The organism is Luteimonas padinae (assembly GCF_014652935.1).
Lineage (GTDB): Bacteria > Pseudomonadota > Gammaproteobacteria > Xanthomonadales > Xanthomonadaceae > Luteimonas > Luteimonas padinae.
In genome coordinates, this window is record NZ_BMZT01000005.1 from 81,245 (window position 1) to 92,867 (window position 11,623).

Below are 11,623 nucleotides of genomic sequence, written 5' to 3' on the forward strand. Positions count from 1 at the left end.
GAAAGAAGGGGCGCCGCAAGTGCTGCCGCCGTCACACCTTGCCGCCGGCCGGCGACGGATCAGCCGGCGCCGTTCCCACGACGAAACGCGAGCCGGCAGGCCACCGTCCAGGCGGTGGCGAGCGCCCAGCCGGCGAGCACGTCCGAGGGGTAGTGCACGCCGAGGTGCACGCGGGACCAGCCCACGCCGGCCACGAAGACCGCCAGGCCCACGGCCAGGGGCCGACGCAGCGGCGTCCGCCAGGCCAGCAGCACCAGCACCCAGGCCAGGGTCATCGAGCCCATGGCGTGGCCGCTGGGGAAACTGAAGGTGTGCTCGGGGGCGAGCGGCATCCACAGGTCCGGCCGCGGGCGTGCGAACAGCTGCTTGGCCGCCATGTTCAGCAGGCCGGAGCCGCCCAGGGCGACGGCCGCGAACAGTCCCGCGCGCCAGCGCCGCCGCAGCAGGAGCAGCGCCACCAGCGCGATGTCCACCGGCACCACGCCCCACTCATGGCCGAAGCGCGACAGCAGCAGCCAGACCGGATCCATGGGCCCGCCCAGGCCGCGCTGCGCGATGCCGGCCAGCGACAGGTCGAAGCCGGGCGGTCCCGCTGCCACCATCGCGGCCAGGACGGCGAACGCGGCCAGCGGCAGCAGCACGCCGGCGACCAGCCAGGGCAGCGCCGGACCGATGCGTGGCGGCGCGCCCTGCCCGCCGCCGCGCGCTGCGGCCGACGGGCGCGGCGTTCCCGGATCTTCAGTCGGCACGCACCGCCGCGCCGTAGCGGCGGTCGACGTAGGCGTCGACCAGGGCCACGAACTCGTGGGCGATGTTCTCGCCGCGCAGGGTCATCGCCTTCTCACCGTCGACGAACACCGGCGCGGACGGCGCCTCGCCGGTGCCGGGCAGCGAGATGCCGATGTCGGCGTGGCGCGACTCGCCGGGGCCGTTGACCACGCAGCCCATCACCGCCAGCGTCATGTGCTCGGCGCCGGGGCGGGTGATCTTCCACTCCGGCATCTTCGCGCGCACGTGCTCCTGCACCACCTTGGCCAGCTCCTGGAAGAACTCGCTGGTGGTGCGGCCGCAGCCCGGACAGGCGGTCACCATCGGCGTGAACGCGCGCAGGCCCATGGTCTGCAGCAGCTCCTGCGCCACCACCACCTCCTGCGTGCGCGGCGCGCCGGGCTCGGGCGTGAGCGAGATGCGGATGGTGTCGCCGATGCCTTCCTGCATCAGCACCGCCAGCGCCGCACTGGAGGCGACGATGCCCTTGCTGCCGATGCCGGCCTCGGTGAGCCCCAGGTGCAGGGCGAAGTCGCTGCGCGCGGACAGGTCGCGGTACACCGCGATGAGTTCCTGCACGCCGCTGACCTTGGCCGAAAGGATGATCCTGTCGCGGCCCAGGCCCAGCTCGACCGCGCGTTCGGCGGAATCGATGGCCGAGCGGATCAGCGCCTCGCGCAGCACGCGCCCCGCGTCCCAGGGTTCGGCGCGCTGCGCGTTCTCGTCCATCAGCGCGGTCGCCAGCGACTGGTCGAGCGAACCCCAGTTGGCGCCGATGCGCACGGGCTTGTCGTACTTCATCGCGAACTCGATCAGCTGCGCGAACTGCAGGTCCTTCTTCCTGCCGAAGCCGACGTTGCCGGGATTGATGCGGTACTTGGCCAGCGCCTCGGCGCAGGCGGGCTCCCCGGCCAGCAGCTGGTGCCCGTTGTAGTGGAAGTCGCCGATGATCGGCACCTCGACGCCCATCATCGCCAGCTTCTCGACGATGCGCGGGACGGCGGCGGCGGATTCGGGGTTGTTGACCGTGATCCGCACCATCTCGGAGCCCGCGCGCCAGAGCGCGGCGACCTGCCTGACGGTGCCATCGACATCGGCGGTGTCGGTGTTGGTCATCGACTGCACCACCACCGGCGCGTCGCCGCCGACGGCGACCTTGCCGACCATCACCTGCCGGGTGGCGCGGCGCAGGGCCGGGCCGAAGGCCCACTCCTGGAGACTCTGGAGGGTGCCGGCGTGGGTGGTGTCGGGGGTTGCGTTCATGCCGCCATTTTAGTCCGCGCGGGGTGGCATTGGGTTGGCGGCGGGGGACGGTATCCTGACGGCATGCCAGCCCCCGCCCGCGACAACGTCCTCACCCCCAGCCAGCTGAACACCCTTGCGCGGAACCTGCTCGAGGACGCGTTCCCGGTGGTGCTGGTCGAGGGCGAGCTCGGCAACCTCTCCCGCCCGGCCTCGGGGCACCTCTATTTCACCCTGAAGGACGCCCGCGCCCAGGTGCGCTGCGCCCTGTTCAAGCCCAAGAGCCAGTGGCTGCGCTTCCAGCCGCGCGACGGCCTGCGCGTGCTCGCGCGCGGCCGGCTGACGCTGTACGAGGCGCGCGGCGACTACCAGCTCATCCTGGACTCGCTGGAGGAGGCTGGCGAAGGCGCGCTGCGCCGCGCATTCGATGAGCTCAAGGCGCGGCTGCAGGCCGAGGGCCTGTTCGACGAGGGCCGCAAGCGGCCGCTGCCGGCGTACGCGCGCCGCATCGGCATCATCACCTCGCCGTCGGGCGCGGCCGTGCGCGACGTGCTGAGCGTGCTGGCGCGGCGCTTCCCGCTGGTCGAGGCCGACGTGCTGCCGGTGCCCGTGCAGGGCGACGGCGCCGCCGCCCAGGTCCGCGCGATGCTCGAGCGCGCCGGCGCCAGCGGCCGTTACGACGTGCTGGTGCTGGCCCGCGGCGGTGGTTCGCTGGAGGACCTGTGGGCCTTCAACGACGAAGCCCTGGCGCGCGCGATCGCCGCCTCGCCGGTGCCGGTGGTCTCGGCCATCGGCCACGAGACCGACTTCACCCTGGCCGATTTCGCCGCCGACCTGCGCGCACCCACCCCGTCGGTCGCGGCCGAGCTGCTGGTGCCCAGCGCGATCGACGTCGCCACCCGCGTGCGCGGCCTGCACCAGCGCCTGGGCGTGCTGCAGCTCCAGGGCATGCGCGAGCGCATGCAGCGTACCGACCGTGCGGCGCTGCGGCTGCAGGTGGTGGCGCCGCAGGCGCGGCTGCACGCCCTGGGCGAGCGCCAGCAGCAGGCGCTGCGCCGGCTCCACGCGGCCTGGCAGGCGCGGGAAGCGGCGGCGCACGCACGCCTGCGCCACGCTGGCGCGGTGCTTCGTGCAACGCGCCCGGAGCGTCGGCTCGCCCAGCTGCGCGAGCGCCTGGACCGGCTGGCGCCGCGCATGCAGGCCGCGGTCGCGCGCCGGCTGCAGGCCGATGCGCTGCGCCTGCGCGGCGTCGCGCGCTCGCTGGAAGCGGTGAGCCCGCTGGCCACCGTCGCCCGCGGCTACGCCATCCTCCGCCATGCGGATGGCCGCGTGGTGCGCAGCACCGGCGACGTCGCCGCCGGTGACCGGCTGTCGGCGCGCGTGGCCGACGGCGCGCTACGGCTGCGCGTGGAGAGCGACGAAGGCTGACCGGCCGCGGCCACGACCACTCGTGGCCGCGCATGCAGGCGCCGTGCATGCGCAGGACCTGGCCGTCGCGCCATGCTCGCCCGGCGCTAACGTCGCGCGCTCCATACTGCCGGTCCACTCGTTGCCCGAGGACCCGCTGCCCATGGCCAAGGCGTCCGACCTGCTGGTTGCCGCACTCGAGGCCGAAGGCGTGGACCACGTCTTCGGCATCCCCGGCGAAGAAAACCTCGACCTGATCGAATCGCTGCGCACCTCGCGCATCCGCCTGGTCCTGACGCGGCACGAACAGGCCGCCGGCTTCATGGCCGCGACCTGCGGCCGCCTCACCGGCCGCACCGGCGTCTGCCTGTCGACGCTCGGCCCCGGCGCCACCAACCTGGTCACCGCCGCGGCCTACGCCCAGCTCGGCGCGATGCCGATGTTGATGCTCACCGGCCAGAAGCCGATCCGCAGCAGCCGCCAGGGCCATTTCCAGATCATCGACACCGTCGGCACGCTGCGCCCGCTGACCAAGTACACGCGCCAGCTGGTCTCGGCCGACAGCCTCCCGGCGCGCGTGCGCGAGGCCTTCCGCCGCGCCGAGGACGAGCGTCCCGGCGCCGTCCACCTCGAGCTGCCGCAGGACGTCGCCGGCGATGCGACGGACGCGACGCCGATCGCGAAGTCGTACTCGCGCCGGCCGCTGGCCGAGCACAAGGCGATCGCGCGCGCGGCCGATGCGATCCGCGCTGCCCGCCACCCGCTGCTGATGATCGGCGCCGGCGCCAACCGCAAGACCACCGCGCGTGCGCTGCGCGGCTTCGTCGACCGACTCGGCATCCCCTTCTTCAGCACGCAGATGGGCAAGGGCGTGCTCGACGAGACCGACCCGCTGTGGCTCGGCACCGCGGCGCTGTCCGACCACGACTACGTGCACCGCGCCATCGATGCCGCCGACTGCATCGTCAACATCGGCCACGACGTGATCGAGAAGCCGCCGTTCTTCATGCGCGAGGGCCGCCGCACGGTGATCCACGTCAACTACGACGGCGCCGAAGTCGATGCGGTGTACTTCCCGCAGCTCGAGGTGGTGGGCGACATCGCCGAAGCGGTATGGCGGCTGGGCGAAGCGCTCGAGCCGCAGCCGCACTGGGACTTCGCGTTCTTCGACCGCGTGCGCGCCGCGCTGTGCGACCAGCTCGCGGAGCGCAGCCAGGACGGGCGCTTCCCCATGGCCTGCCAGCGCATCGTCGCCGACCTGGCGCAGGCGCTGGGGCCGGACGACATCACCTGCCTGGACAACGGCCTGTACAAGCTCTGGTTCGCGCGCAACCAGCGCTGCCGGCGGCCGAACACGCTGCTGCTCGACAACGCGCTGGCGACCATGGGCGCCGGCCTGCCCTCGGCGATCGCCGCGCGCATCGTGCATCCGGCGCGCAAGGTGGTCGCGGTCTGCGGCGACGGCGGTTTCCTGATGAACTCGCAGGAGCTGGAGACCGCGGTGCGGCTGAAGCTGGACCTGGTGGTGCTGGTGCTGCGCGACGACGCCTACGGCATGATCAAGTGGAAGCAGGCGCACGAGGACTATCCGGAGTTCGGCATGGACCTCGGCAACCCGGACTTCGTGAAGTATGCGGAGAGCTACGGCGCGCGCGGCCACCGGCCGGCATCCGCGGACGAACTGCTCCCGCTGCTGCGGCAGGTCCTGGCGATCCCGGGCGTGCACCTGATCGACGTGCCGGTGGACTACGGCGAGGACGACTGGCTCCTGAACGATGAGATCCCGCGGCTGAGCGCCGCGGTGGAATGACGGCCGCGGACGGCGGCGCAACGGAGGACGGCAGGCGATGGCGAAGAAGAAGCAGGTGAAGGCGACGACGGGATCCCGGGCCGGCGCGAAGGCCGGCAAAGCCGGGAACACCGGGAAGGACGCGAAGGCGAAGGCCACCGGCGCGGCTGGCGGACTTGCGCGCAGCTATCCCTACTACCTGGCCAACCGGCCGGTCGCCGCCAACACCGACCTCGAGGTCCTGGACAAGTACAGCGGCCAGGTCGCCACGCGCGTCGCCTTCGCCGACGCCGCCACCGTGCGCAAGGCGCTGGTGGCCGCGTACGCCGCGCGCCCGGCGATGGCCGCGTTCCCGCCCGATGCCCGGCGCGACGTGCTCGAGCACTGCGTGCGCCGCTTCGGCGAGCGCGCCGACGAACTCGCGCTCGCCCTGTGCATCGAGGCCGGCAAGCCGATCAGCGACGCCCGCGGCGAAGTCGCGCGCCTGATCGACACCTTCCGCATCGCCGCCGGCGAGGCCACGCGTATCGAGGGCGAGGTGCTGGAACTGCAGGTCTCGGAACGCGCGCGCGGCTACCGCGGCATGGTCAAGCGCGTGCCCATCGGCGCCTGCAGCTTCATCACGCCGTTCAACTTCCCGCTCAACCTGGTCGCGCACAAGGTCGCACCGGCGATCGCAGCCGGCTGTCCGTTCGTGCTCAAGCCCGCCGCCAAGACCCCTGTCGGGGCGCTGATCATCGCCGAGGTGCTGGCCGAGACCGACCTGCCGAAGGGCGCCTTCTCGATCCTGCCCTGCAGCAACGAGGACGCCTCGCAGCTGGTCGAGGACGAACGCATCGCGCTGTTGAGCTTCACCGGCGGCCTGGTCGGCTGGGAGCTGAAGGCCCGCGCGGGCAAGAAGAAGGTCACGCTGGAACTCGGCGGCAACGCCGCCTGCATCGTCGACGCCGACCCCGGCGCCAGCCTCGACCACGTCGTCGAGCGCCTGGTCAGCGGTGCCTACTACCAGTCCGGACAGAGCTGCATCAGCGTGCAGCGCATCCTCGTGCACCGCGAGCTGTACCCGAAGCTCAAGCGCCGGATGAAGGCCGCGGTGCAGGCGCTGCGCATGGGCGACCCGCGCGACGAACGGACCTTCATTGGCCCGATGATCGACGAGGACGCGGCCATCCGCGTCGAATCCTGGATCCGCGCCGCGCGCAAGGCCGGCGCGAAGCTGGTGGCCGGTGGCGGACGCGAGGGCAACATGCTTGCGGCGACGCTGGTGGAGGACGTGCCGCGCGAGGCCGACCTCTACCGCAAGGAGGTCTTCGGGCCGGTGGCGCTGCTCGAACCCTTCGACGACTTCGACCAGGCGCTGGCGCGCGCGAACGACAGCGACTTCGGCCTGCAGGCGGGCGTGTTCACCGCCAGCCTGGCGCACGCCATGCGCGCCTGGGACCACCTCGAGGTCGGTGGCGTCGTGGTCGGCGACGTGCCGAGCTTCCGCGTCGACAACATGCCCTACGGTGGTGTCCGCGATTCCGGCCTCGGCCGCGAGGGCATCCGCAGTGCGATCGAGGACATGACCGAGCCGCGGCTGCTGGTGATCCGCGGCTGACCAGCAGATCCAGACCTACCGTGCAGGAGCATGGCGGGTAACCCCGTGGGGTGGGTCCGGGCGTTGTCATCCCCGTCCTTCGACGGAGCCCGCCATGAACCGCACCGCCTTCGCCGCCGCGCTCGCGGCCAGCCTGCTGCTCGCCGCCTGCCAGACCTCGCCCTCCACCACCGTTGACCCTACGGCCGACGCCGCGCCGGCACACGGCGCCGTGCACGCGCCGCCCCCGCCGCCCGCAGCCGCGAAGGACGCGGCCCTGGAGCGCATCGAAGCCACCGGCGCGCGACGCCAACTCGCCGCACGCGCCGCCGCGCCCGCTTCGGCCGCCGCGTACACGGTCATGCCGCCTCCGTGGACGCCCGCGCCGCCGGTCAACCGCGAGGAATACGCCGACCTCGACGACAACCCCGTGCGCCGCGCGTCCGAGCATCCGGTGTCGACCTTCTCCGTGGACGTCGACACCGGCAGCTACAGCAACGTCCGCCGCATGCTGCGCGCGGGCGTGCGCCCGCCTCCGGACGCCGTGCGCGCCGAGGAGTTCATCAACTATTTCAGCTACGAACATCCGGCCCCGGCCACGCGCGAGGTGCCGTTCCGGGTGACGACAGAGATCGCGCCCGCGCCCTGGGATGCGAAGCGCCACCTGCTGATGGTCGGCATCAAGGGCTACGACGTGCCCAAGGCGGAGCTGCCGCCGGCAAACCTGGTGTTCCTGGTCGACACCTCCGGCTCGATGCACTCGCCGGACAAGCTGCCGCTGCTGCGCCAGGCCTTCGGCGCGCTCACCGACCAGCTGCGCGCGCAGGACAAGGTCTCGATCGTCGCCTACGCCGGTTCCGCGGGCCTGGTGCTGCCGCCCACGCCGGGCGACCGCAAGGGCGAGATCCTCGCCGCGCTCGAGCGCCTGCAGGCCGGCGGCAGCACCAACGGCGGTGCCGGCATCACCCTCGCCTACGCCATGGCCCGGCAGGGCTACGTCGAAGGCGGCGCCAACCGCGTGATCCTCGCCACCGACGGCGACTTCAACGTCGGCACCGTCGACCGCGACGCGCTCGAAACGCTGGTCGCCGACCAGCGCAGCTCCGGCATCGCCCTGACCACGCTCGGCTTCGGCACCGGCAACTACAACGACGCCATGGCCGAGCGCCTGGCCGACGCCGGCGACGGCAACCACGCCTACATCGACACCCTGCTCGAGGCGCGCAAGGTGCTGGTGGAGGAGATGTCGTCGACGCTGCTGACCATCGCACGCGACGTCAAGGTGCAGGTCGAGTTCAACCCGGCCGTGGTCGCCGAGTACCGCCTGGTCGGCTACGCCAACCGCATGCTGCGCGAGGAGGATTTCGCCAACGACCGCGTCGACGCCGGCGACATCGGCGCCGGGCACGAGGTCACCGCGCTGTACGAGATCGCGCTGGCCGGCTCCGGTGGCGAGCGCCTGCCGCCGCTGCGCTACGGCGACAGGCCGGCGACGGCCGCGCACCGCGGCGAGCTCGCCCACCTGCGCCTGCGCTACAAGCTCCCCGCCGGCGAGCGCAGCCATCTCATCGAAGTGCCGCTGCGCCGCGACGACATCCGCCCGCAGCCCGGCGAAGCACTGCGCTTCGCCGCCACGGTCGCCGCCTTCGCCGATGCCCTGCGCGGCGGCCACCACCTCGGCGACTGGGACTGGGATGCGATCTCGGCCAGCGCACGCGCCACGCGCGGCGACGACCGCTGGGGCCTGCGCGGGGAGTTCGCCACCCTGGTCGAGGCCAGCCGCGTGGCCACGCGCGACGCGGCCGCCTCACGCGGCGACTGACATGGCCACGTCCCGCCGCCGCTCAGGCCGCGCCGCGGTCTCCGGCGGCGGGCGCCGGCATCGGCCGCCCGAACAGGAAACCCTGGCCCATCGTGCAGCCCAGCTGGCGCAGGGTCTCGGCCTGGGCCGCGGTCTCCACGCCCTCGCCGATGGTGTCGATGCCCAGGGTGCCGGCCAGCGCCAGGATCGCGCGCACCAGGGCCAGGCTTTCGGGGTGCATCTCGTCGTCGAGCCCGGCCACGAAGCTCTGGTCGATCTTCAGCGCATGGATCGGGAAGCGGTGCAGGTACGACAGCGCCGAGAAGCCGGTGCCGAAGTCGTCGAGCAGCGCATAGACGCCGCGCGCGCGCAGGGTCTTCAGCATGCGCAGCGCGCGCGGCGCGTCGTCGAGCAGGGCCACCTCGGTGATCTCGATGCGCAGCCGCGCCGGGTCCGCACCGACGTCCTCGAGCATCCGCAGCAGGCGCTCGGCGAAATTGTCGGAGTGGAAGTGGCGCGGCGAGACGTTGATCGAAACGTAGCCCTCGTGATGCCGCGCCATCCACTGGAACGCGCGGCGGTAGACCAGCCAGTCGACCTGCTCGATCAGGCCGCTGTCCTCGCCGACGCCGATGAACGCGCCCGGCGGCAGCGGCCCCTGCACCTCGTGGTTCCAGCGCAGCAGCGCCTCGTGGCCAACCACCCGGCCGTCGGCCAGGTCGACGATCGGCTGGAACCAGGGTTCGAAGGCGTCGGACAGGATCGCGCGCCGCAGGTCGGCCTCGAGGTCGAGCAGGCGCGTGGCCTCGGCGCGCATCTCCTCGTCGAAGAGTTCGCTGCGATCGCGGCCCAGGGCCTTGGCGCGGTACATGGCCGCGTCGGCGTCGCGCAGCAGGTCCTCGCCGTGGTGGTAGCGCGGCTGCCACATCGCGATGCCCACCGAGGCCGAGGGGAACAGCTCGCGCCCGGCGATCCACATCGGCCGCCCGAGGTCGGCCAGGATGCGCGACACCACCGCCTGCGCCGCGGCCTCGTCGCCGGCATCACCCAGCAGCACCGCGAACTCGTCGCCACCCAGGCGCGCGACCACGTCGCCCTCGCGCAGCAGGCGCGCGATCCGGCGCCCGACCTCCACCAGCATCTCGTCGCCGGCGGCGTGGCCGACGCTGTCGTTGACCAGCTTGAAGCGGTCCAGGTCGAGGAACAGCACCGCGAACGGCCCGCGCGCCTGGGCACGGGTGCGGGCGATCGCCGCGTCCAGCCGCTCCAGCAGGTGGATGCGGTTGGGCAGCCCGGTCAGGTGGTCGTGGCGTGCCTGGTGGATCAGGCGCTCCTCGGCGCGCAGCCGCTCCGACATCTGCGCGCGCAGCTCGCGGTTGGCCTCCTCCAGCTCGCGCGTGCGCGCCTCTACCCGGTTCTCAAGCTCGGCGTGGGCCGCCTTCAGGTGGTCCTGCGAGCGCTTGCGCGCCAGCGCGCCGCCGATGTGGTGGGCGACGAAGGTCAGCAGCCGCTGGTCGTGGATGGTGAAGGCGATGTCCGGCGAATAGCTCTGCACGGCGATCACTCCGACCGCGACGCCGTCGCGCAGCAGCGGCACGCCGAGCCAGAAATGGGCGAGCGAGCCATGGTGCTGCAGCTCGCCCGAGGCCTCCAGGCGCGCGATGACCGCGTGGTCGGCCAGCAGCGCGCGGCCGCTCTTGATCACGTATTCGCTCAGGCCGCGGATCATGCGCCGCGGCTTTCGGACGATGTCGCGCTCGTCCACCGAGTACGGGAATTCGATGTGGTCGCCATCGCTGGACACCATCGCGATGTAGAAGTTGCGCGAGTACAGCAGCTCGCCAACCACCGCGTGCAGGTCGTTGTAAAAGCCCTCGACGCTGCCGGCGGTGAACGACAGCTCGCTGATGCGGAACAGCGCGCGCTGCAGGCGCTCGGCGCGCTGGCGCTCGACGATCTCCGCCTGCAGCACCTCGTTGGCCTGCTGCAGTTCGCGCGTGCGCGCCACCACGCGCCGCTCCAGTTCGGCCTGTGCATGCTTGCGGTCGAGCGCGGTGAGGATGTGCTGCGCGACGAACTCCAGCAGCGCGCGGTCCTCGTCGGTGTAGCAGTCCGGCTGGTCGTAGCTCTGGACCACGATCGCGCCGCAGACGCGACCTTCGCGGCGCATCGGGACGCCCAGCCAGTCGGCGGAGTCCGGACCGTGGATGGCCGCGCGCTCGACGCCCAGCTGGTCGCGCAGCCGCTCCGACGGCCCGCGCAGCGGGTGCCCGTGCCGGAGCAGGGCCACGGTCAGGCTGGCCGGCATGTCCTCGAGCGGGATCTCCATCTCCGGATCGGCGACCCAGGTGTCGCGCCGGTCGGCGAAGTACAGGAAGCGCGTCGTGGCGCGCATGTCGTCATAGGCGACGATGTAGAAGTTCTCGGCCGACATCAGCCCGCCGACCACACCGTGGATGCGCTTGAGCACCTGCGCCATGTCCAGGCCGGAGCCGGCGAGGTCGGCGATGCCGTAGAGGGCCTGCTGCAGCCGCTCGGACTTGCGCAGCGACTCGATGCGGGCTTCGGCCTGCGCCGAGGCCAGGGTGGCCGAGACCAGCCGGCGCGCCAGCGCGCGCCAGGCGTCGCACGAGCCCGGCGCCAGCGCTTCCGGCAGGTGCGCGGCAATCGACACGGCGGCCTCGCCTTCCTGCCAGGCGTCCTCGACGGTGCGGCCGCCGCCGCGGGCGGGCGAGGCGCCGGCCACCAGGCTGCGCGCGCGCTCGAGCATCCGGCCGGGCGCGCCGTCCACGATGGACTCGCCTTCGCCCAGCCGCTCGTCGTTCCAGCAGACCGCGACCGTCGACCCGGTCGGCAGCGACTGCGCGAGCATGCCCGCCAGCCCCGCGAGATCGACCTTGCGGGGCGGCGACGCCACCGGGATGTCCAGCATTGCCTGCACCTGCCAAGCCCCCTCGCACAACTCCGCACCAGGGGAACAACGCCGGATCACGCCACCAGCGGCAAGCCGGGGCGGCCATCCCCCATGCGCCCCGCC

Annotated in this window: 7 protein-coding genes; 4 read left to right on the plus strand and 3 right to left on the minus strand. The window is 72.7% G+C overall.

What is annotated here, in order from left to right; translation table 11 throughout:
• Positions 1-59 precede the first annotated feature (59 nt).
• Both IE168_RS06935 and ispG read right to left on the minus strand, forming a co-directional pair.
• Positions 60-749, minus strand: a complete 690-nt coding sequence (locus IE168_RS06935; RefSeq protein WP_229823221.1) for a phosphatase PAP2 family protein — start codon at positions 747-749, stop codon at positions 60-62.
• Positions 739-2,031, minus strand: a complete 1,293-nt coding sequence (ispG, locus tag IE168_RS06940; RefSeq protein WP_189496605.1) for a flavodoxin-dependent (E)-4-hydroxy-3-methylbut-2-enyl-diphosphate synthase — start codon at positions 2,029-2,031, stop codon at positions 739-741. Before ispG ends, IE168_RS06935 begins: the two co-directional genes overlap by 11 nt.
• A 63-nt stretch (positions 2,032-2,094) precedes the next feature.
• On the opposite strand from ispG, the gene xseA reads away from it, so the two are divergent.
• The 4 genes from xseA (at position 2,095) to IE168_RS06960 (ending at position 8,607) form a co-directional block, all read left to right on the plus strand.
• Entirely contained in the window at positions 2,095-3,438 is a 1,344-nt protein-coding gene (xseA, locus tag IE168_RS06945) for an exodeoxyribonuclease VII large subunit (protein ID WP_189496607.1), read from the plus strand.
• Positions 3,439-3,580: 142 nt separating this feature from the next.
• A complete protein-coding gene (locus IE168_RS06950) occupies positions 3,581-5,227 on the plus strand; it encodes an acetolactate synthase large subunit (RefSeq protein WP_189496609.1) in 1,647 nt (548 codons plus the stop codon).
• 37 nt (positions 5,228-5,264) lie between these two features.
• Positions 5,265-6,806, plus strand: coding sequence for an aldehyde dehydrogenase family protein (locus IE168_RS06955; RefSeq protein ID WP_189496611.1), 1,542 nt, complete (start codon positions 5,265-5,267; stop codon positions 6,804-6,806).
• A gap of 94 nt (positions 6,807-6,900) precedes the next feature.
• Complete coding sequence (locus IE168_RS06960; RefSeq protein ID WP_189496613.1) at positions 6,901-8,607, plus strand: vWA domain-containing protein; 1,707 nt, start codon at positions 6,901-6,903, stop codon at positions 8,605-8,607.
• A 22-nt stretch (positions 8,608-8,629) separates the two neighbouring features.
• Here the strand turns inward: IE168_RS06960 and IE168_RS06965 are convergent, their stop codons facing one another.
• Positions 8,630-11,518: an EAL domain-containing protein gene (locus IE168_RS06965; RefSeq protein ID WP_189496615.1), complete on the minus strand. Its 2,889-nt coding sequence runs from the start codon at positions 11,516-11,518 to the stop codon at positions 8,630-8,632.
• Positions 11,519-11,623 lie beyond the last annotated feature (105 nt).